The organism is Pseudomonas sp. SWRI179 (assembly GCF_014268705.1).
GTDB lineage: Bacteria > Pseudomonadota > Gammaproteobacteria > Pseudomonadales > Pseudomonadaceae > Aquipseudomonas > Aquipseudomonas zanjanensis.
Map to the genome: position 1 here is coordinate 1 of NZ_JABWRA010000018.1, position 21,787 is coordinate 21,787.

At 55.8% G+C, this 21,787-nt stretch carries 18 protein-coding genes and 4 tRNA genes; all 22 read left to right on the forward strand.

Features of this window, described 5'->3' with window-relative positions; all coding sequences use genetic code 11:
* The first annotated feature begins 176 nt into the window (after positions 1 to 176).
* The 22 genes from birA (at position 177) to rplC (ending at position 21,776) form a co-directional block, all read left to right on the forward strand.
* Positions 177 to 1,133, forward strand: a complete 957-nt coding sequence (gene birA, locus HU767_RS12230; protein ID WP_186707742.1) for a bifunctional biotin--[acetyl-CoA-carboxylase] ligase/biotin operon repressor BirA — start codon at positions 177 to 179, stop codon at positions 1,131 to 1,133.
* Complete coding sequence (locus HU767_RS12235; protein ID WP_186707740.1) at positions 1,123 to 1,872, forward strand: pantothenate kinase; 750 nt, start codon at positions 1,123 to 1,125, stop codon at positions 1,870 to 1,872. Before birA ends, HU767_RS12235 begins: the two co-directional genes overlap by 11 nt.
* A 7-nt stretch (positions 1,873 to 1,879) precedes the next feature.
* Positions 1,880 to 2,335, forward strand: a complete 456-nt coding sequence (locus tag HU767_RS12240) for a hypothetical protein (RefSeq protein ID WP_186729627.1) — start codon at positions 1,880 to 1,882, stop codon at positions 2,333 to 2,335.
* Positions 2,336 to 2,477: 142 nt separating this feature from the next.
* Positions 2,478 to 2,562, forward strand: a tRNA-Tyr gene (locus tag HU767_RS12245).
* A 24-nt stretch (positions 2,563 to 2,586) separates the two neighbouring features.
* Positions 2,587 to 2,660 (forward strand) — tRNA-Gly (locus HU767_RS12250).
* Positions 2,661 to 2,686: 26 nt separating this feature from the next.
* Positions 2,687 to 2,762 (forward strand) — tRNA-Thr (locus tag HU767_RS12255).
* An 84-nt stretch (positions 2,763 to 2,846) separates the two neighbouring features.
* Positions 2,847 to 4,040 carry an elongation factor Tu gene (gene tuf / locus HU767_RS12260; RefSeq protein WP_003186103.1) on the forward strand — a complete coding sequence of 398 codons (1,194 nt, stop codon included), beginning with the start codon at positions 2,847 to 2,849 and terminating at the stop codon, positions 4,038 to 4,040.
* A 53-nt stretch (positions 4,041 to 4,093) separates the two neighbouring features.
* Positions 4,094 to 4,169, forward strand: a tRNA-Trp gene (locus HU767_RS12265).
* 45 nt (positions 4,170 to 4,214) lie between these two features.
* Entirely contained in the window at positions 4,215 to 4,583 is a 369-nt protein-coding gene (gene secE / locus HU767_RS12270; protein ID WP_003206102.1) for a preprotein translocase subunit SecE, read from the forward strand.
* A 9-nt stretch (positions 4,584 to 4,592) separates the two neighbouring features.
* Complete coding sequence (gene nusG / locus HU767_RS12275; protein WP_003186097.1) at positions 4,593 to 5,126, forward strand: transcription termination/antitermination protein NusG; 534 nt, start codon at positions 4,593 to 4,595, stop codon at positions 5,124 to 5,126.
* Between the two features lie 117 nt (positions 5,127 to 5,243).
* Positions 5,244 to 5,675 carry a 50S ribosomal protein L11 gene (gene rplK / locus HU767_RS12280; protein ID WP_003210097.1) on the forward strand — a complete coding sequence of 144 codons (432 nt, stop codon included), beginning with the start codon at positions 5,244 to 5,246 and terminating at the stop codon, positions 5,673 to 5,675.
* Positions 5,675 to 6,370 (forward strand): 50S ribosomal protein L1, encoded by a 696-nt coding sequence (rplA, locus tag HU767_RS12285; RefSeq protein ID WP_003186095.1) that lies wholly within the window; start codon positions 5,675 to 5,677, stop codon positions 6,368 to 6,370. Before rplK ends, rplA begins: the two co-directional genes overlap by 1 nt.
* A 198-nt stretch (positions 6,371 to 6,568) precedes the next feature.
* A complete protein-coding gene (rplJ, locus tag HU767_RS12290; RefSeq protein WP_003206099.1) occupies positions 6,569 to 7,069 on the forward strand; it encodes a 50S ribosomal protein L10 in 501 nt (166 codons plus the stop codon).
* A gap of 78 nt (positions 7,070 to 7,147) precedes the next feature.
* Positions 7,148 to 7,513, forward strand: a complete 366-nt coding sequence (rplL, locus tag HU767_RS12295; RefSeq protein WP_003206098.1) for a 50S ribosomal protein L7/L12 — start codon at positions 7,148 to 7,150, stop codon at positions 7,511 to 7,513.
* Positions 7,514 to 7,733: 220 nt separating this feature from the next.
* Positions 7,734 to 11,807 (forward strand): DNA-directed RNA polymerase subunit beta, encoded by a 4,074-nt coding sequence (gene rpoB / locus HU767_RS12300; RefSeq protein WP_053125867.1) that lies wholly within the window; start codon positions 7,734 to 7,736, stop codon positions 11,805 to 11,807.
* Between the two features lie 64 nt (positions 11,808 to 11,871).
* Positions 11,872 to 16,071: a DNA-directed RNA polymerase subunit beta' gene (rpoC, locus tag HU767_RS12305; RefSeq protein WP_047230482.1), complete on the forward strand. Its 4,200-nt coding sequence runs from the start codon at positions 11,872 to 11,874 to the stop codon at positions 16,069 to 16,071.
* Positions 16,072 to 16,287: 216 nt separating this feature from the next.
* A complete protein-coding gene (gene rpsL, locus HU767_RS12310; RefSeq protein WP_003186084.1) occupies positions 16,288 to 16,659 on the forward strand; it encodes a 30S ribosomal protein S12 in 372 nt (123 codons plus the stop codon).
* Between the two features lie 102 nt (positions 16,660 to 16,761).
* On the forward strand, positions 16,762 to 17,232 hold the full coding sequence (rpsG, locus tag HU767_RS12315) for a 30S ribosomal protein S7 (protein ID WP_003186074.1): 471 nt from the start codon (positions 16,762 to 16,764) through the stop codon (positions 17,230 to 17,232).
* A gap of 30 nt (positions 17,233 to 17,262) precedes the next feature.
* Entirely contained in the window at positions 17,263 to 19,368 is a 2,106-nt protein-coding gene (gene fusA, locus HU767_RS12320) for an elongation factor G (protein WP_053125865.1), read from the forward strand.
* A gap of 30 nt (positions 19,369 to 19,398) precedes the next feature.
* The gene (gene tuf, locus HU767_RS12325; protein WP_003186071.1) at positions 19,399 to 20,592 is read left to right on the forward strand and encodes an elongation factor Tu; all 1,194 of its coding nucleotides are present in this window, start codon (positions 19,399 to 19,401) and stop codon (positions 20,590 to 20,592) included.
* A gap of 156 nt (positions 20,593 to 20,748) precedes the next feature.
* The gene (gene rpsJ / locus HU767_RS12330) at positions 20,749 to 21,060 is read left to right on the forward strand and encodes a 30S ribosomal protein S10 (protein ID WP_003186070.1); all 312 of its coding nucleotides are present in this window, start codon (positions 20,749 to 20,751) and stop codon (positions 21,058 to 21,060) included.
* A gap of 80 nt (positions 21,061 to 21,140) precedes the next feature.
* Positions 21,141 to 21,776, forward strand: a complete 636-nt coding sequence (gene rplC, locus HU767_RS12335; protein ID WP_003186059.1) for a 50S ribosomal protein L3 — start codon at positions 21,141 to 21,143, stop codon at positions 21,774 to 21,776.
* The last annotated feature ends 11 nt before the right edge of the window (positions 21,777 to 21,787 follow it).

The following is a 21,787-nucleotide window of genomic DNA, read 5'->3' on the forward strand; positions in this document are numbered from 1 at the left end:
GTAGTGTGGGGTTTCCCCATGTGAGAGTAGGTCATCGTCAAGATTAAATTCCGAAACCCCTATCTGCTGATGCAGGTAGGGGTTTTGTTTTGCCTGCGGGAAAGTCCTTTTCTGTTTCTATGCAACTGTCTTGCGCATGGCTATCATGCGGGCCTCATTATCAGGGCGCAGTCCGCATGCTCACGTTGCTAAAACTTCTGAAGGATGGCCGCTTTCATTCGGGGCAGGCGCTGGGTGTTGCACTGGGTATCAGTCGCAGTGCTGTATGGAAGCAGCTGCAGCACTTGGAGGCGGATTTAGGATTGTCTGTGCATAAAGTTCGAGGTAGGGGGTATCAATTGGCGAAGCCCCTGTTGCTTTTGGATGCGGCAGAAATCCGCGCAAAAGGCCTTTCTGAGTGGCCTGTCCATATATTTGACTCTATCGACTCCACTAACGCCGAGGCGCTGCGTTGCATTGAGCGTGGTGGAGCAGCACCGCTCTTGGTTTTGGCCGAGCGACAGATAGCGGGGCGCGGTCGTCGTGGTCGTAAGTGGGTCAGTCCCTTTGCTGAAAATCTCTATCACAGCCTAGTGTTACGCATTGACGGTGGCATGCGACAAATTGAAGGTCTGAGTCTGGTTGTCGGGCTCGCTGTCATGCATGTCTTGCGCGACATGGGCATCGCGGGGGCAGGACTGAAATGGCCCAATGATGTCCTGGTGGGTGAGAAAAAGATTGCCGGCATTCTGCTTGAATTGGTTGGAGATCCTGCAGATGTTTGCCATGTCGTCCTGGGCGTAGGGGTTAATGTGAACATGCAAGCAACTGATGAGGTCGATCAGCAGTGGACGTCCATGTGCCTTGAGGCGGGCAGGGATTTCGATCGGAATGAGCTGGTGGCGCGATTGGGTGCGAAGCTACAGCAGTATCTGGAGCGTCATCATGCATCGGGATTTACTGCGATCCAGTCGGAATGGGAGCAGTACCACCTTTGGCAGGGCCGAGCTGTATCTCTGATTGCAGGTGTTAACAAAATTGACGGCATTGTGCTGGGCATTGATCACCAGGGTGCACTGCGTTTGAAGGTAGATGGTGTGGAAAAGAACTTTAGCGGTGGTGAGCTCAGTTTGAGGTTGCGTGATGATTCTTGAGCTTGACTGCGGCAACAGCTTTATCAAATGGCGTGTTCTTCGTGCTGACGGGATAACGGCGGTCGAGGGGGGCGTGGTCAGCTCTGACGACGATCTGCTGACGAGCCTGAATGACGGAGGGAAGTTCCAGCTCAAAAAATGTCGTCTTGTTAGCGTCAGGACCTTGGCGGAGACGGACTCATTGGTCGCTTCGCTGGTCGACTTATTCGGGGTGTCGGTGGTTCGTGCTGTGCCCGCCCGGGAAATGGCAGGTGTGAAAAACGGCTACGAGGATTACGAGCGGCTAGGCCTCGATAGGTGGCTGGCCTTGCTCGGCGGTTTTCATCTTGCTTCGGGGGCGTGCCTGGTCCTTGATTTTGGTACTGCTGTTACTGCTGATTTCGTGGCGGCGGATGGCGAGCATCTCGGCGGATTCATTTGTCCTGGCATGCCGCTAATGCGTAATCAATTGCGTACCCACACACGAAAAATTCGCTATGACGATATAGCGGCCGAGCGAGCCCATGAAAGTCTCGCTCCAGGTCGCGCGACTGTCGAGGCGGTTGAGCGTGGTTGCATGCTGATGCTCAGGGGATTCGTCCTGACTCAGCTTGAATTGGCGCGGCAATATTGGGGAAAGGAATTCGTGGTGTTTCTTACAGGAGGAGATGCCAATCTGGTTTCCGGGGTTGTTCCAGATGCCAGGGTGGTGCCTGACCTGGTTTTTGTTGGCTTGGCGATGGCCTGCCCTTTGTCTTGAGGTCTCTATGCGGTGGCTGTTTCTGTTATTGCTGGTTTTGAATGTCTTTTATTACATCTGGCATCAGCAGGAGGCTCCGCTTCGCGCCAAGGATGTCACGCCGCTGAGTTTGTATCGCGGTTCGCAACAGGATATCCATCTTTTGAGTGAAACGGCGGATGCCCTTGTCAGGCGCGATTCAGCCAGGTCCGGTGAGGTAGCCCAAATCTGTGTCTACCTGGGTGGTTTTCCCCGTCCGGAGCTGGCCAGGCAGTTGGAGCAGCGTTTGGCGGCTGCGAGTGTCCTGGGTCGTTTCGTGGCGTCGGGCTCACAGGGCGCTCCTGAGGGTGGAGGGTTCTGGGTTCAGGTTTCCCAGGAAAGTGCGGGAAAGGTGAATGAAACGCTGCTTCAAAACCTTTCTAAAGAATTCAATGAGTTAAAACATAAAATAATGCCGTGCGAGGGGGTTGCACCCGCAGGGTAGTTTGCATAGAATGGCGCCCGCTTCGCAGCGAAGACCTTTAAAGGTAAGCGGTACGAAGCGACGTCAACGCAGCTAACCTCAGGTTTTTAATGAGAAAATGCTTGACAGAAGGCTGGCATGATATAGAATGCCGGCTCGCTTAGGAGGGGTTCCCGAGCGGCCAAAGGGATCAGACTGTAAATCTGACGTCTACGACTTCGAAGGTTCGAATCCTTCCCCCTCCACCATTTTTAGCGTGAGCTGCAAGCTCCGCGGGTATAGTTTAGTGGTAGAACCTCAGCCTTCCAAGCTGATGATGCGGGTTCGATTCCCGCTACCCGCTCCAAGTTTGCAGGTTGTGCAAAGTGTTTCGCTCTTGTAGCTCAGTTGGTAGAGCACACCCTTGGTAAGGGTGAGGTCAGCGGTTCAAATCCGCTCAAGAGCTCCATATAACAAGGCAGATATGCAAATATCTGCCTTTGTTTTAATGGCTTGTGTGACTCGCTAAATTCTTCTCCTAGGGGTGATTTCGATGGCTAAGGAAAAGTTCGAACGTAATAAGCCGCACGTCAACGTCGGTACCATTGGTCACGTTGACCACGGTAAAACCACGCTGACCGCTGCTCTGACCCGCGTCTGCTCCGAAGTTTTCGGTTCGGCCAAGGTTGACTTCGACAAGATCGACAGCGCCCCGGAAGAGAAAGCTCGCGGTATCACCATCAACACCGCTCACGTTGAATACGATTCGGCCGTGCGTCACTACGCACACGTTGACTGCCCAGGTCACGCCGACTACGTAAAAAACATGATCACCGGTGCTGCCCAGATGGACGGCGCGATCCTGGTTTGCTCGGCCGCTGATGGTCCGATGCCGCAAACTCGTGAGCACATCCTGCTGTCCCGTCAGGTAGGCGTTCCGTACATCGTTGTCTTCCTGAACAAGGCTGACATGGTTGACGACGCTGAGCTGCTGGAACTGGTTGAGATGGAAGTGCGCGACCTGCTGAGCACTTACGACTTCCCAGGTGATGATACTCCAATCATCATCGGTTCGGCTCTGATGGCTCTGAACGGCCAAGACGACAACGAAATGGGCACCACTGCTGTCAAGAAGTTGGTGGAAACTCTGGACAGCTACATCCCAGAGCCGGAGCGTGCTATCGACAAGCCGTTCCTGATGCCGATCGAGGACGTATTCTCGATTTCCGGTCGCGGTACTGTTGTGACTGGTCGTGTTGAGCGTGGCATCGTTCGTATCCAGGAAGAAGTTGAGATTGTCGGTCTGCGCGACACTCAGAAAACGACCTGCACTGGCGTTGAAATGTTCCGCAAGCTGCTCGACGAAGGTCGTGCTGGTGAGAACTGCGGCGTACTGCTGCGCGGCACCAAGCGTGACGACGTAGAGCGTGGCCAGGTTCTGGTCAAGCCAGGCACCGTCAAGCCGCACACCAAGTTCACTGCAGAAGTTTACGTTCTGAGCAAGGAAGAAGGCGGTCGTCATACTCCGTTCTTCAAAGGCTACCGTCCACAGTTCTACTTCCGTACAACTGACGTGACTGGTAACTGCGAGCTGCCAGAAGGCGTTGAAATGGTAATGCCAGGTGACAACATTCAGATGACTGTTACCTTGATCAAGACCATTGCGATGGAAGACGGTCTGCGTTTCGCTATCCGTGAAGGCGGTCGTACCGTCGGCGCTGGCGTCGTAGCCAAAGTCATCGAGTAAACAGTTGTAATGTCTTTTTCGGGCCGGCATAATGGTCGGCCTGATTTTGTTTTAGGTCAGTAGCTCAATTGGCAGAGCGACGGTCTCCAAAACCGTAGGTTGGGGGTTCGATTCCCTCCTGACCTGCCAGATTCACTCGGTGTGTCTGGCTTTCTTTTCACAGGATCTTCATAGATGACTCCTAAAGCTGAAGCTCAAGGCTCTCGCTTCGATCTGCTCAAGTGGCTAGTGGTAGTCGCTTTGGTGGTTATTGGCGTTGTTGGCAATCAGTATTATTCTGCTTCGCCGATCCTGTACCGCGTACTTGCATTGCTCGCCATTGCTGCTGTAGCTGCCTTTGTAGGCCTGCAGACAGCCAAGGGCAAGTCTTTCTTTGTACTCGCTAAGGAAGCTCGCACCGAGATTCGTAAAGTCGTATGGCCGACTCGCCAAGAAACCACGCAGACCACGTTGATTGTTGTGGCTGTTGTTCTGGTAATGGCGTTGCTGTTGTGGGGGCTTGATTCCCTGCTCGGCTGGCTTGTTTCCTTGATTGTTGGCTAAGGGTGTCCCGTGGCTAAGCGTTGGTACGTTGTGCATGCTTACTCGGGTTACGAGAAGCATGTCATGCGCTCGCTGGTAGAGCGCGTAAAGCTGGCTGGCATGGAAGATGGCTTCGGCGAGATTCTGGTCCCCACTGAAGAAGTGGTTGAGATGCGCAATGGCCAGAAGCGCAAAAGTGAACGTAAGTTCTTTCCGGGCTACGTGCTGGTACAGATGGACATGAACGAAGGGACTTGGCACTTGGTCAAGGATACCCCTCGGGTGATGGGCTTCATTGGCGGTACCGCCGACAAGCCTGCGCCGATTACGGATAAAGAGGCAGAAGCGATTCTGCGTCGTGTCGCTGATGGTAGCGACAAGCCGAAGCCGAAAACGCTGTTTGAGCCGGGTGAGGTTGTACGTGTCACCGACGGTCCATTCGCTGATTTCAATGGCACGGTTGAAGAAGTTAACTACGAAAAGAGCCGGATCCAAGTGGCAGTGCTCATTTTCGGTCGCTCTACTCCGGTAGAGCTAGAGTTCAGCCAGGTCGAAAAGGTCTGATTGAACAGGCATCCCAACCCCGCAGCCCAAGGCTGTGGGGTTTTGTCGTCACTGGGATAAACGCGCAAGTAACCGGGGAGCCTTTCGAGGCGTTCGAACCCGTAATTGGAGTGCCTCATGGCCAAGAAAATTACCGCTTACATCAAGCTGCAAGTGAAGGCCGCTCAGGCTAACCCAAGCCCACCTGTTGGTCCTGCCCTGGGTCAGCACGGCGTGAACATCATGGAATTCTGCAAGGCCTTCAACGCCCGTACTCAGGGTATTGAGCCAGGTCTGCCGACTCCAGTGATCATCACTGTCTACAGCGACCGTAGCTTCACTTTCGAAACAAAAAGCACCCCGGCTTCGGTTCTGCTGAAGAAGGCTGCAGGTTTGACCAGCGGTTCCGCTCGTCCAAACACCGTTAAGGTTGGCACCGTTACCCGTGCTCAGCTGGAAGAAATCGCGAAAACCAAAAACGCGGATCTGACTGCAGCTGATATGGATGCAGCCGTGCGTACTATCGCCGGTTCTGCTCGTAGCATGGGCCTTAACGTGGAGGGTGTGTAATGGCTAAGCTGACCAAGCGTCAAAAGGCTATCGCCGGCAAAATCGAAGCAGGCAAGGCCTACAACTTTGTAGACGCCGCCGCTCTGCTGGCTGAGCTGTCGACTGTCAAGTTCAGCGAGTCGTTCGACGTTGCTGTAAACCTGGGCGTTGACCCACGTAAATCCGACCAGGTCGTTCGTAGCGCTACCGTGCTGCCACACGGCACTGGCAAGACCGTTCGTGTTGCCGTGTTCACCCAGGGCCCAGCAGCTGAAGCTGCTCTGGCCGCTGGCGCTGATCGCGTAGGCATGGACGACCTGGCTGCTGAAATGAAGGGCGGCGACCTGAACTATGACGTAGTGATCGCATCCCCGGATGCCATGCGTGTTGTAGGTCAGTTGGGTCAGATCCTCGGTCCACGTGGTCTGATGCCTAACCCTAAAGTCGGCACCGTAACGCCAGACGTAGCCACCGCGGTTAAAAACGCCAAGGCTGGTCAGGTTCGTTATCGCACCGACAAAAACGGCATCATCCACACTTCCGTTGGCAAGATCGGCTTCGACGCCGTCAAGCTGAAGGAAAACGTTGAAGCCCTGATCGCTGATCTGAAGCGTATCAAGCCAGCTTCTTCGAAAGGTATCTACGTCAAGCGCGTTACCCTGAGCACCACTATGGGCCCAGGTCTGGTCATCGATCAGAGCTCGCTCGACGCGTAAGACTCAGGTTGGCACGAGCAATCGCGCCAACCACAAAATTGGGGTCCCTGCCTGGCGGGGGCTGTCCAAGACCGTAGGCGACGCAAGTCTTAAACCACAAGCCTACGCAGATGGTGCTCCCGGTTCCTTACCGAATCAGACACCAAAACGACATTCGGTTTCGATCGAATGAAACGGTAACAAGCAGGAGTTAAACCCGTGGCAATTAAACTCGAAGACAAGAAGGCCATCGTCGCTGAAGTCAACGAGGCTGCCAAAGCTGCTCTGTCCGCTGTCGTGGCTGATGCCCGTGGCGTAACAGTAGGCGCTATGACCGGACTCCGTAAAGAGGCTCGTGAAGCTGGCGTTTACGTACGTGTTGTACGTAACACCCTGCTCAAGCGCGCTGTTGCTGACACTGAATACAGTGTCCTCAACGACGTGTTCACCGGCCCGACCTTGATCGCGTTCTCCACCCAACATCCTGGCGCTGCTGCCCGTTTGTTCAAGGAATTCGCCAAAGGTCAGGACAAGTTCGAGATTAAGGCAGCTGCGTTCGAGGGCAAGTTCCTCGCAGCTAACCAGATCGACGTACTGGCAACTCTGCCGACCCGTGACGAAGCAATTTCTCAGCTGATGAGCGTGATTCAAGGCGCAACCAGCAAATTGGCTCGTACTCTGGCGGCACTGCGCGACCAGAAAGAAGCTGCCGCAGCCTAAGGCTCGACACTCCTTTTCGCGTTTTTTGTTTATTTCGATGGTCGCGTAGGCCGTCCCCCAATCCAGGAATTTAGAGTCATGTCTATCTCTCAAAACGATATCCTCGAAGCCGTTGGCAACATGTCCGTAATGGAAGTTGTTGAGCTGATCAAAGCTTTCGAAGAAAAATTCGGTGTTACCGCTGCTGCTGCTTCCGCTGGTCCAGCTGTTGCTGCTGCCGTTGCTGAAGAGCAAACCGAATTCAACGTCATGCTGACCGAAGCTGGCGAGAAGAAAGTAAACGTGATCAAGGCAGTACGTGAACTGACCGGTCTGGGCCTGAAAGAAGCCAAGGCTGTAGTTGACGGCGCTCCTGCCATGGTTCTGGAAGCTGTTGCCAAAGACGCAGCTGACAAGGCCAAAGCAGTTCTGGAAGAAGCAGGCGCTAAAGTCGAGCTGAAGTAAGCATCGACTTTGCGTCTCCAGCCCGAGCGTTAAGCGACAGGCTGATGGCTGGTGGCTCTTGCCACCGGCCTTTTTCCGTTATTGGCAGCCGACTGGGTCGGTGCTGATCGCGAGCTGTAACCACCCGATGTGGTGGCGCAAACCATGGGGTTTGCACGATTTTCTGGCTGCTCCCGTCGGGAGGGGCCAAACAAGCAGGTGACCAAGCTGGGGAACGCTGATGGCTTACTCATATACTGAGAAAAAACGTATCCGCAAGGACTTTAGCAAGTTGCCGGACGTCATGGATGTGCCGTACCTCCTGGCCATCCAGCTGGATTCGTATCGTGAATTCTTGCAAGCGGGAGCGACTAAAGATCAGTTCCGCGACGTGGGCCTGCATGCGGCCTTCAAATCCGTTTTCCCGATCATCAGCTACTCCGGCAATGCTGCGCTGGAGTACGTCGGTTATCGCCTGGGCGAACCGGCATTTGATGTCAAAGAATGCGTATTGCGCGGTGTGACTTACGCCGTACCTTTGCGGGTAAAAGTGCGCCTGATCATTTTCGACAAAGAATCGTCGAACAAAGCGATCAAGGACATCAAAGAGCAAGAAGTCTACATGGGTGAAATCCCCCTGATGACTGAAAACGGTACCTTCGTAATCAACGGTACCGAGCGTGTAATCGTTTCCCAGCTGCACCGTTCTCCGGGCGTGTTCTTCGACCACGACCGTGGCAAGACGCACAGCTCCGGCAAACTGCTTTACTCCGCGCGCATCATTCCTTACCGCGGTTCGTGGTTGGACTTCGAGTTCGACCCGAAAGACTGCGTGTTCGTGCGTATCGACCGTCGTCGCAAGCTGCCTGCATCGGTACTGCTGCGTGCGCTCGGCTATACCACTGAAGAAGTGCTGGACGCGTTCTACACCACCAACGTTTTCCACGTGCAAGGTGAAAACCTCAGCCTGGAACTGGTGCCTCAGCGCCTGCGCGGTGAAATCGCTGTCCTCGATATCCAGGATGACAAAGGCAAGGTTATTGTCGAGCAGGGTCGTCGTATCACCGCTCGCCACATCAACCAGCTGGAAAAAGCCGGGATCAAAGAGCTGCAAGTGCCTCTGGACTACGTCCTGGGTCGCACCACGGCCAAGGTCATCGTGCATCCGGCCACTGGCGAAATCCTGGCAGAGTGCAACACCGAGCTGAACACCGAGATCCTGGCAAAAATCGCCAAGGCCCAGGTCGTTCGCATCGAGACGCTGTACACCAACGACATCGACTGCGGTCCGTTCATCTCCGACACGCTGAAGATCGACTCCACCGGCAACCAACTGGAAGCCCTGGTCGAGATCTATCGCATGATGCGTCCTGGCGAGCCGCCAACCAAGGATGCCGCCGAGACCCTGTTCAACAACCTGTTCTTCAGCCCTGAGCGCTATGACCTGTCTGCGGTCGGCCGGATGAAGTTCAACCGTCGTATCGGTCGTACCGAGATCGAAGGTTCGGGTGTACTGAACAAGGACGACATCGTTGCGGTCCTCAAGACCCTGGTCGACATCCGTAACGGCAAAGGCATCGTCGATGACATCGACCACCTGGGTAACCGTCGTGTTCGCTGCGTAGGCGAAATGGCCGAGAACCAGTTCCGTGTTGGCCTGGTGCGCGTAGAGCGTGCGGTCAAGGAACGCCTGTCGATGGCTGAAAGCGAAGGCCTGATGCCGCAAGACCTGATCAACGCCAAGCCTGTTGCTGCGGCAGTGAAGGAGTTCTTCGGTTCGAGCCAGCTGTCCCAGTTCATGGACCAGAACAACCCGCTGTCCGAGATCACCCACAAGCGTCGTGTCTCCGCACTCGGCCCAGGCGGTCTGACTCGTGAGCGTGCAGGCTTCGAAGTTCGTGACGTACACCCGACGCACTACGGTCGTGTATGCCCGATCGAAACGCCGGAAGGTCCGAACATCGGTCTGATCAACTCCCTGGCTGCCTATGCGCGCACCAACCAGTACGGCTTCCTCGAAAGCCCGTACCGCGTGGTGAAAGATGCCCTGGTCACCGACGAGATCGTGTTCCTGTCCGCCATCGAAGAAGCTGATCACGTGATCGCCCAGGCTTCGGCCACGATGAACGACAAGAAAGTCCTGATCGACGAGCTGGTAGCGGTTCGTCACTTGAACGAGTTCACCGTCAAGGCGCCGGAAGACGTCACCTTGATGGACGTATCGCCGAAGCAGGTAGTGTCGGTTGCAGCGTCGCTGATCCCGTTCCTCGAGCACGACGACGCCAACCGTGCGTTGATGGGTTCGAACATGCAGCGTCAAGCTGTACCCACCCTGCGTGCCGATAAGCCGCTGGTCGGTACTGGCATGGAGCGTAACGTAGCCCGTGACTCCGGCGTTTGCGTCGTGGCTCGTCGTGGCGGCGTGATCGACTCCGTCGACGCCAGCCGTATCGTGGTTCGTGTTGCCGATGATGAAGTTGAAACTGGCGAAGCCGGTGTCGACATCTACAACCTGACCAAATACACCCGCTCCAACCAGAACACCTGCATCAACCAGCGTCCGCTGGTGAGCAAGGGTGATCGGGTTCAGCGCAGCGACATCATGGCCGACGGTCCGTCCACCGATATGGGTGAACTGGCGTTGGGCCAGAACATGCGCATCGCGTTCATGGCATGGAACGGCTTCAACTTCGAAGACTCCATCTGCCTGTCCGAGCGTGTGGTTCAGGAAGACCGCTTCACCACGATCCACATCCAGGAACTGACCTGTGTGGCCCGTGACACCAAGCTTGGCCCGGAAGAAATCACTGCGGACATCCCGAACGTGGGTGAGGCCGCACTGAACAAGCTGGACGAAGCCGGTATCGTTTATGTAGGTGCCGAAGTAGGCGCAGGCGACATCCTGGTGGGCAAGGTCACTCCGAAAGGGGAGACCCAGCTGACTCCGGAAGAAAAACTGCTGCGTGCCATCTTCGGTGAAAAAGCCAGCGACGTTAAAGACACCTCCCTGCGCGTGCCTACCGGCACCAAGGGTACCGTCATCGACGTACAGGTCTTCACCCGCGACGGCGTTGAGCGTGATGCTCGTGCACTGTCCATCGAGAAGACTCAACTCGACGAGATCCGCAAGGACCTGAACGAAGAGTTCCGTATCGTCGAAGGCGCGACTTTCGAACGTCTGCGCTCCGCCCTGGTAGGCCACAAGGCTGAAGGCGGCGCCGGCCTGAAGAAAGGTCAGGAAATCACCGATGAAGTCCTCGACGGTCTTGAGCACGGCCAGTGGTTCAAACTGCGCATGGCTGAAGACGCTCTGAACGAGCAGCTCGAGAAGGCTCAGGCCTATATCGTTGATCGCCGCCGTCTGCTGGACGACAAGTTCGAAGACAAGAAGCGCAAACTGCAGCAGGGCGATGACCTGGCTCCAGGCGTGCTGAAAATCGTCAAGGTTTACCTGGCAATCCGTCGCCGCATCCAGCCGGGCGACAAGATGGCCGGTCGTCACGGTAACAAGGGTGTGGTCTCCGTGATCATGCCGGTTGAAGACATGCCGCACGATGCCAATGGCACCCCGGTCGATGTGGTCCTCAACCCGTTGGGCGTACCTTCGCGTATGAACGTTGGTCAGATCCTTGAAACCCACCTGGGCCTTGCGGCCAAGGGCTTGGGCGAGAAGATCAACCGTATGATCGAAGAGCAGCGCAAGGTCGCGGACCTGCGTAAGTTCCTGCACGAGATCTACAACGAAATCGGCGGCCGCAACGAAGAGCTGGATACCTTCTCCGACCAGGAAATCCTGGATCTGGCGAAGAACCTGCGCGGCGGCGTTCCAATGGCTACTCCGGTGTTCGACGGTGCCAAGGAAAGCGAAATCAAGGCCATGCTGAAGCTGGCAGACCTGCCAGAAAGCGGCCAGATGCAGCTGTTCGACGGCCGTACCGGCAACAAGTTCGAGCGCCCGGTTACCGTTGGCTACATGTACATGCTGAAGCTGAACCACTTGGTAGACGACAAGATGCACGCTCGTTCTACCGGTTCTTACAGCCTGGTTACCCAGCAGCCGCTGGGTGGTAAGGCGCAGTTCGGTGGTCAGCGTTTCGGGGAGATGGAGGTCTGGGCACTGGAAGCGTACGGTGCTGCATACACTCTGCAAGAAATGCTCACAGTGAAGTCGGACGATGTGAACGGCCGGACCAAGATGTACAAAAACATCGTGGACGGAGATCACCGTATGGAGCCGGGCATGCCCGAGTCTTTCAACGTGTTGATCAAGGAAATTCGTTCCCTCGGCATCGATATCGATCTGGAAACCGAATAACACGTGACGCGAATCGAGAGCGGGGCTGTTTTGCCCGCTCTCTGCTCCGCCAGGAGGAAAGGCCTTGAAAGACCTACTGAATTTGCTGAAAAACCAGGGTCAAGTCGAAGAGTTCGACGCCATCCGTATTGGATTGGCCTCGCCTGAGATGATCCGTTCGTGGTCGTTCGGTGAAGTTAAAAAGCCGGAAACCATCAACTACCGTACGTTCAAACCTGAGCGTGACGGCCTGTTCTGCGCCAAGATCTTTGGCCCGGTCAAGGATTACGAGTGCCTGTGCGGTAAGTACAAGCGCTTGAAGCACCGCGGTGTGATCTGCGAGAAGTGCGGCGTTGAAGTCGCGCTGGCAAAAGTCCGTCGTGAGCGCATGGCGCACATCGAACTAGCCTCGCCGGTTGCCCACATCTGGTTCCTGAAATCGCTGCCATCCCGTATCGGCTTGCTGATGGACATGACCCTGCGTGATATCGAACGTGTTCTCTACTTCGAGAGCTATGTCGTTATCGATCCAGGCATGACCACTCTTGAAAAAGGTCAGCTGCTCAACGACGAGCAGTACTTCGAAGCGCTGGAAGAGTTCGGCGACGATTTCGATGCCCGCATGGGTGCCGAAGCTGTCCGCGAACTGCTGCACGCTATCGACCTGGAGCACGAGATTGGCCGTCTGCGCGAAGAAATTCCGCAAACCAACTCCGAAACCAAGATCAAGAAGCTGTCCAAGCGTCTGAAGTTGATGGAAGCCTTCCAGGGTTCCGGCAACCTGCCAGAGTGGATGGTGCTGACCGTTCTGCCGGTTCTGCCGCCAGACCTGCGTCCGCTGGTTCCGCTCGATGGCGGTCGTTTCGCGACTTCCGACCTCAACGATCTGTATCGTCGAGTGATCAACCGTAACAACCGCTTGAAGCGCCTGCTCGATCTGTCCGCTCCGGACATCATCGTGCGCAACGAAAAGCGTATGTTGCAGGAAGCGGTCGACGCACTGCTCGATAACGGTCGTCGTGGCCGCGCGATTACCGGTTCCAACAAGCGTCCTCTGAAATCCCTGGCTGACATGATCAAGGGTAAACAGGGTCGTTTCCGTCAGAACTTGCTCGGTAAGCGTGTTGACTACTCCGGTCGTTCGGTAATTACCGTAGGCCCGACCCTGCGTCTGCACCAGTGCGGTCTGCCTAAGAAAATGGCTCTGGAGCTGTTCAAGCCGTTCATTTTCGGCAAGCTGGAAATGCGTGGTCTCGCGACCACCATCAAAGCGGCCAAGAAAATGGTCGAGCGCGAGCTGCCAGAGGTCTGGGACGTTCTCGCTGAAGTGATTCGCGAACACCCAGTGCTGCTCAACCGTGCACCGACCCTTCACCGTCTGGGTATCCAGGCGTTTGAACCGGTACTGATCGAAGGTAAGGCTATCCAGCTGCACCCGCTGGTCTGTGCTGCGTACAACGCCGACTTCGACGGCGACCAAATGGCCGTGCACGTACCGCTGACGCTGGAAGCCCAGCTGGAAGCGCGCGCGTTGATGATGTCGACCAACAACATCCTGTCGCCAGCCAACGGTGAGCCAATCATCGTTCCGTCGCAGGACGTTGTATTGGGTCTGTACTACATGACGCGTGAAGCGATCAACGCCAAGGGCGAAGGTCGTGTGTTCGCGGATCTGCAAGAAGTTGACCGTGTGTTCCGTGCCGGCGAAGCCGCACTGCACGCCAAGGTCAAGGTGCGGATCAACGAAACCGTGAACGATCGTGACGGCGGCAGCGTGACCAACACTCGTATTGTCGACACTACCGTCGGCCGTGCGCTGTTGTTCCAGGTTGTGCCAAAAGGCTTGTCCTTCGACGTCGTCAACCTGCCGATGAAGAAAAAGGCGATCTCCAAGCTGATCAACCAGTGCTACCGCGTGGTGGGTCTGAAAGAGACCGTGATCTTCGCTGACCAGTTGATGTACACCGGTTTTGCCTATTCGACCATTTCCGGCGTTTCCATCGGCGTTAACGACTTCGTTATCCCGGATGAGAAGGCCCGCATCATCGGTGCTGCCACCGAAGAAGTGAAAGAGATCGAAAGTCAGTACGCCTCCGGCCTGGTAACCCAGGGCGAGAAGTACAACAAGGTGATCGACCTCTGGTCCAAGGCGAACGACGAAGTTTCCAAGGCGATGATGGCCAACCTCTCGAAAGAGAAAGTCATCGACCGTCACGGCAACGAAGTCGACCAGGAATCTTTCAACTCGATGTACATGATGGCCGACTCGGGCGCACGGGGTTCTGCTGCGCAGATCCGTCAGCTCGCCGGTATGCGTGGCCTGATGGCCAAGCCGGACGGTTCCATCATCGAGACCCCGATTACCGCGAACTTCCGTGAAGGCTTGAGCGTACTCCAGTACTTCATCTCCACTCACGGTGCTCGTAAGGGTCTTGCGGATACCGCGTTGAAAACGGCGAACTCCGGTTACCTGACTCGTCGTCTGGTGGACGTTGCCCAGGATCTGGTCGTGACCGAGATCGATTGCGGCACCGAACATGGCCTGGTCATGACGCCGCACATTGAAGGCGGTGACGTAGTAGAGCCATTGGGTGAGCGCGTATTGGGTCGTGTCATCGCCCGTGACGTATTCAAGCCGGGTACCGAGGACGTCATCGTTCCTGCTGGCACCCTGGTTGACGAGAAGTGGGTCGAGTTCATCGAACTCAACAGCATCGACGAAGTGATCGTACGTTCGCCGATCAGCTGCGAAACCCGCTACGGCATCTGCGCCAAGTGCTACGGTCGCGACCTGGCTCGTGGTCACCAGGTGAACATCGGTGAAGCGGTCGGCGTTATCGCTGCCCAGTCCATCGGTGAGCCGGGTACCCAGCTGACGATGCGTACGTTCCACATCGGTGGTGCGGCAAGCCGGACCTCCGCGGCCGACAGCGTCCAGGTTAAGAATGGCGGTACCGTCCGTCTGCACAACCTCAAGCACGTAGAGCGTGTCGACGGTCACCTGGTGGCTGTGTCCCGTTCCGGTGAGCTGGCCATCGCTGATGACTTCGGTCGTGAGCGTGAGCGTTACAAGCTGCCGTACGGTGCTGTGATTTCGGTGAAGGAAGGCGACAAGGTCGACGCTGGTGCCATCGTGGCCAAGTGGGATCCGCACACTCACCCGATCGTCACCGAGATGAAAGGTACCGTGACCTACGTGGGCATGGAAGAAGGCATCACGATCAAGCGTCAGACCGACGAATTGACCGGTATGACCAACATTGAAGTACTCGACGCAAAAGATCGTCCAGCTGCCGGCAAGGACATCCGTCCTGCTGTGAAGATGGTCGACGACAACGGCAAGGATCTGTTGCTGCCAGGCACTGACGTAATCGCTCAGTACTTCCTGCCAGCCAACGCCCTGGTCGGTGTTGCGGACGGTGCGCGGATCGCGATCGGTGACGTAATCGCTCGTATCCCGCAGGAAACTTCGAAAACCCGCGACATCACCGGTGGTCTGCCGCGTGTTGCCGACTTGTTCGAAGCTCGTCGTCCGAAAGAAGCCTCGATTCTGGCTGAAGTCAGCGGCACCATCGCGTTCGGTAAAGAGACCAAGGGCAAGCGCCGTCTGGTCATTACTCCGAACGACGGTAGCGATCCGTACGAAGAGCTGATTCCGAAGTGGCGTCACCTGAACGTCTTCGAAGGCGAACAGGTAAACCGCGGCGAAGTTATCTCGGACGGCCCGAGCGATCCACACGACATCCTGCGTCTGCTGGGTGTGAGTGCGCTGGCCAAGTACATCGTGAACGAGATCCAGGACGTTTACCGTCTGCAAGGCGTGAAGATCAACGACAAGCACATCGAGACCATCCTGCGTCAGATGCTGCGTAAGGTCGAGATCGCTGAATCCGGCGACTCGAGTTTCATCAAGGGCGACCAGATGGAACTGACTCACGTACTGGTGGAAAACGAGCGCCTGGCGACCGAAGACAAGTTCGTCTCCAAGTTCACTCGCGTGCTGCTGGGTATCACCAAGGCGTCGTTGTCCACCGAATCGTTCATCTCGGCGGCTTCCTTCCAGGAAACCACCCGCGTACTGACCGAAGCGGCGGTAACCGGCAAGCGCGATTACCTGCGCGGCCTGAAAGAAAACGTGGTCGTGGGTCGTCTGATCCCGGCCGGTACCGGCTTGGCCTATCACAGCGAGCGCAAGCGTCGCCGTGATGCTGACAAACCGTTGCGCGTAAGCGCCAGTGAAGTGGAAGCTGCACTGACCGAAGCGCTGAACTCGAGTGGTAACTGAGTTCTGCGGTAATTGAGTGCCTGGCCCTGGTCGCCCAGTTCGGCGGATCGAGACAAATTGTCGAGATCCGGCGGGCGGGGAGGTCGGGGCCTTGCCTTGACTGGGGACAAGATCCTCTTTAGACTCTTGATCCCCTAAATTTGGCGGGAATTCGTTCCTGCCATTTTGCTTTTCTTGTAAGACAATAGCGTCGCAAGACAACAGTGGAGCTAGTAGATGGCAACTATCAACCAGCTGGTACGTCAGCCGCGTAAGCGTATCGTCGAGAAATCCGACGTGCCTGCGCTGCAGAACTGCCCGCAACGTCGTGGCGTATGCACCCGTGTGTATACCACCACGCCGAAAAAACCTAACTCGGCACTGCGTAAAGTATGCCGTGTGCGTCTGACCAACGGTTTCGAGGTTTCCTCGTACATCGGCGGTGAAGGCCACAACCTGCAAGAGCACAGCGTGGTCCTGATCCGCGGCGGTCGTGTAAAAGACTTGCCAGGTGTTCGTTACCACACCGTTCGCGGCTCTTTGGATACTTCCGGCGTTAAAGGTCGTAACCAAGGTCGTTCGAAGTACGGTACCAAGCGTCCGAAATAATCGGCCGTTTTGCAGTTTTTAATTTTATTGAGTCGATAAGAGTAAGGTCGGGCACGCATCTGCTGTCCCGGGCTAACCTGAAGACCGTTTGAGGGCTTATCAATGCCAAGACGTCGCGTAGCAGCCAAACGTGAGATTCTGGACGATCCGAAATACGGAAGCCAGATTCTCGCCAAGTTCATGAACCACGTAATGGAAAGCGGCAAGAAAGCCGTGGCCGAGCGTATCGTTTATGGCGCACTGGACAAAGTTAAGGAACGCAAGAACAGCGATCCCCTGGAAATCTTCGAGAAAGCTCTCGACGCCATCGCTCCGCTGGTCGAAGTGAAGTCGCGCCGTGTAGGCGGTGCTACTTACCAGGTTCCGGTCGAAGTTCGTCCGTCCCGTCGTAACGCCCTGGCAATGCGCTGGCTGGTAGACTTCGCTCGCAAGCGCGGTGAGAAGTCCATGGCCCTGCGTTTGGCTGGTGAACTGTTGGACGCTGCTGAAGGTAAAGGTGCTGCAGTTAAGAAGCGTGAAGACGTGCACCGTATGGCTGAAGCCAACAAGGCTTTCTCGCACTACCGCTTCTAATTTTAGCGTCACTCAATTTGCGAGGGCTTTATGGCTCGTACTACACCGATTAACCGCTACCGTAACATCGGTATCGTTGCTCACGTGGATGCTGGTAAAACCACCACCACCGAGCGCGTCCTTTTTTACACCGGCAAAAGTCACAAAATGGGCGAGGTGCATGATGGCGCCGCGACCACAGACTGGATGGTGCAGGAGCAGGAGCGTGGTATTACCATTACTTCTGCTGCTATCACCGCCTTCTGGAAAGGTTCCGAGAAGCAGTACCCGCACGAGCACCGCTTCAACGTTATCGATACCCCAGGCCACGTAGACTTCACCATTGAAGTTGAGCGTTCCCTGCGCGTACTCGACGGCGCTGTCGTTGTGTTCTGTGGTACTTCGGGTGTTGAGCCTCAGTCGGAAACCGTATGGCGTCAGGCCAACAAATACGGCGTTCCACGTCTTGTTTACGTAAACAAGATGGACCGTGCTGGTGCCAACTTCCTGCGCGTGATCGCTCAGATCAAGCAGCGTCTGGGTCACACTCCGGTGCCGATCCAGTTGGCTATCGGTTCCGAAGACAACTTCCAGGGTCAGATCGATCTGATCAACATGCAAGCTGTCTACTGGAACGATTCCGACAAAGGCATGGTTCCTGTTCGCAAGGACATTCCTGCTGAATTGCTGGAAGAAGCCGAGAAGTGGCGCGGCAACATGGTTGAGGCTGCGGCCGAAGCCAATGAAGAGCTGATGAACAAGTACCTTGAGGGTGAAGAGCTCACCAACGAGGAAATCAAGGCCGCTCTGCGTCAGCGTACCATCGCTGGTGAGATCGTTCTGGCTGTTTGCGGTTCTTCCTTCAAGAACAAGGGTGTTCCCCTGGTTCTCGACGCCGTTATCGACTTCCTGCCGGCTCCAACCGACATTCCTGCTATCAAGGGTTCCAACCCGGATAACGAGGAAGAGGAAATGGAGCGTCACGCAAGTGATGACGAGCCTTTCGCGGCGTTGGCGTTCAAGATCGCTACCGACCCATTCGTGGGTACCCTGACCTTTGTTCGAGTTTACTCGGGCGTGTTGGCCTCCGGCGACGGCGTGATCAACTCGGTAAAAGGCAAGAAAGAGCGCGTGGGTCGTATGGTGCAAATGCACGCAAACGCCCGTGAAGAAATCAAGGAAGTACGCGCTGGCGACATCGCGGCCTTGATCGGCATGAAGGACGTCACCACCGGTGAAACCTTGTGCAACGCTGACAAGCCAATCATCCTGGTTCGCATGGACTTCCCGGAGCCGGTTATTTCGGTTGCCGTTGAGCCTAAGACCAAGGACGACCAGGAAAAAATGGGTATCGCTCTGGGCAAGCTCGCTCAGGAAGACCCGTCTTTCCGCGTCAAGACTGATGAAGAGACTGGTCAAACGATCATCTCCGGCATGGGCGAGTTGCACCTGGACATCCTGGTTGACCGGATGCGCCGTGAGTTCAACGTCGAAGCCAACATCGGTAAGCCTCAGGTTTCCTATCGTGAGCGCATCACGAAGAACTGTGAAATCGAAGGCAAGTTCGTTCGCCAGTCCGGCGGTCGTGGCCAGTTCGGTCACTGCTGGATTCGTTTTGCACCGGCTGACGAAGGTCAGGAAGGTCTGCAATTCGTGAACGAAGTCGTAGGTGGTGTGGTTCCTAAGGAATACATCCCGGCGATCCAGAAGGGTATCGAAGAGCAGATGAAGAACGGCGTTGTTGCCGGTTATCCGCTGATCGGCCTGAAGGCAACTGTGTTTGATGGTTCTTACCACGACGTCGACTCCAACGAGATGGCGTTCAAGGTGGCTGCTTCCATGGCAACCAAGCAACTGGCCCAGAAGGGCGGTGGTGAGTTGCTCGAGCCGATCATGGCAGTAGAAGTCGTTACGCCTGAAGACTACATGGGTGATGTCATGGGCGACCTTAACCGTCGTCGTGGCATGATTCTGGGTATGGAAGATACGGTTTCCGGCAAGGTCATTCGTGCCGAGGTTCCGTTGGGTGAAATGTTCGGTTATGCGACCGACGTTCGTTCCATGTCTCAGGGTCGCGCAAGCTACTCTATGGAATTCAAAAAATACAATACAGCTCCGTCGCACATCGTCGAGACTGTTACTAAAAAGCAAGGCTGATTCAGCCCTTTAGGCAAGGAGTTAATTGTCGTGGCTAAAGAAAAATTTGATCGTTCCCTACCGCACGTCAACGTTGGCACCATTGGTCACGTTGACCACGGTAAAACCACTCTGACTGCTGCTCTGACTCGCGTCTGCTCCGAAGTTTTCGGTTCGGCCGTTGTTGCTTTCGACAAAATCGACAGCGCTCCGGAAGAGAAGGCTCGTGGTATCACCATCAACACCGCGCACGTTGAGTACAACTCTTCGATTCGTCACTACGCTCACGTTGACTGCCCAGGTCACGCTGACTACGTGAAGAACATGATCACCGGTGCTGCCCAGATGGACGGCGCGATCCTGGTTTGCTCGGCCGCTGATGGTCCGATGCCGCAAACTCGTGAGCACATCCTGCTGTCCCGTCAGGTAGGCGTTCCGTACATCGTTGTCTTCCTGAACAAGGCTGACATGGTTGACGACGCTGAGCTGCTGGAACTGGTTGAGATGGAAGTGCGCGACCTGCTGAGCACTTACGACTTCCCAGGTGATGACACTCCAATCATCATCGGTTCGGCTCTGATGGCTCTGAACGGCCAAGACGACAACGAAATGGGTACCACCGCTGTCAAGCGTCTGGTAGAAACTCTGGACAGCTACATCCCAGAGCCAGTTCGTGTTATCGACAAGCCGTTCCTGATGCCAATCGAAGACGTATTCTCGATCTCCGGTCGCGGTACTGTTGTGACTGGTCGTATCGAGCGCGGTATCGTCAAGGTTCAGGATCCACTGGAAATCGTAGGTCTGCGTGACACCACCGTCACCACCTGCACCGGTGTTGAAATGTTCCGTAAGCTGCTCGACGAAGGTCGTGCTGGCGAGAACTGCGGCGTTCTGCTGCGTGGTACCAAGCGTGACGACGTTGAGCGTGGCCAGGTTCTGGTTAAGCCGGGTTCGGTCAAGCCGCACACCAAGTTCGAAGCTGAAGTGTACGTGCTGAGCAAAGAAGAAGGCGGTCGTCACACTCCGTTCTTCAAAGGCTACCGTCCACAGTTCTACTTCCGGACCACTGACGTGACCGGTAACTGCGAACTGCCGGAAGGCGTTGAAATGGTAATGCCAGGCGACAACATCAAAATGGTTGTCACCCTGATCAAGACCATCGCAATGGAAGACGGTCTGCGTTTCGCTATCCGTGAAGGCGGTCGTACCGTCGGCGCTGGCGTCGTAGCCAAAATCATCGAGTAAGCTCTTTTTGAGTCAGCTTCGATGAGTTGAGAAAGCCCCCGCCCAGCGGGGGCTTTTTTATTGGGTTGACACCTATATGGGGCGTCTATAGAATTGCGCCTCCTTTTAACGGGCGTATTGCGCTCGGTGGGAATAGCAGCCGGAGTCTGAAATCCAATGCAAAATCAGCAAATCCGTATCAGGTTGAAGGCTTTCGACCATCGCCTGATCGACCAATCCACCCAGGAAATCGTGGAAACCGCGAAACGTACTGGTGCTCAAGTGCGTGGTCCAATTCCACTGCCTACCCGTAAAGAGCGGTTCACCGTTCTGGTCTCCCCGCACGTCAACAAAGACGCGCGTGACCAGTACGAGATCCGTACTCATAAGCGCGTTCTGGACATCGTCCAGCCAACGGATAAAACCGTTGATGCACTTATGAAGCTTGATCTTGCGGCCGGTGTGGAAGTGCAGATCAGCCTCGGCTAAGACTCGGTCTTAGTCGTGTAACGCTCTGAAATGGGCGGCCATAGCGGGTGAAAGCCCCGTACACTCATGAGGTTTACAACATGACTATTGGTGTAGTCGGTCGTAAATGCGGTATGACCCGTATTTTCACCGAAGAAGGTGTCTCCATTCCGGTCACGGTCATTGAGATCGAGCCGAATCGCGTCACCCAGTTCAAAACTGAAGAGACCGATGGCTATCGTGCAGTGCAAGTCACTGTCGGCGAGCGTCGCGCTTCGCGTGTAACAGCAGCTCAGGCTGGCCACTTCGCCAAGGCGAACGTTGCCGCTGGTCGTACCGTAATGGAATTCCGCCTTGAAGAAGGCGAGTACCAGGCCGGCGATCTGATCAACGCTGAAATCTTCGCCGCTGGTCAACTGGTTGATGTAACCGGTCAGTCCAAGGGTAAAGGCTTCCAGGGTACGATCAAGCGTTGGAACTTCCGCGGGCAAGATAACACCCACGGTAACTCCGTATCCCACCGCGTTCCAGGCTCTATCGGCCAGTGCCAGACTCCTGGTCGTGTATTCAAGGGCAAAAAAATGTCCGGTCATATGGGCGCTGAGCGCGTGACCGTGCAGTCCCTCGAAGTAGTGCGCGTGGACGCTGAACGCAATCTGTTGTTGGTCAAGGGCGCTGTTCCTGGCGCTACTGGCGGCAACTTGGTTGTACGTCCAGCAGCCAAGGCTCGCGGTTAAGGGGAAGCTGA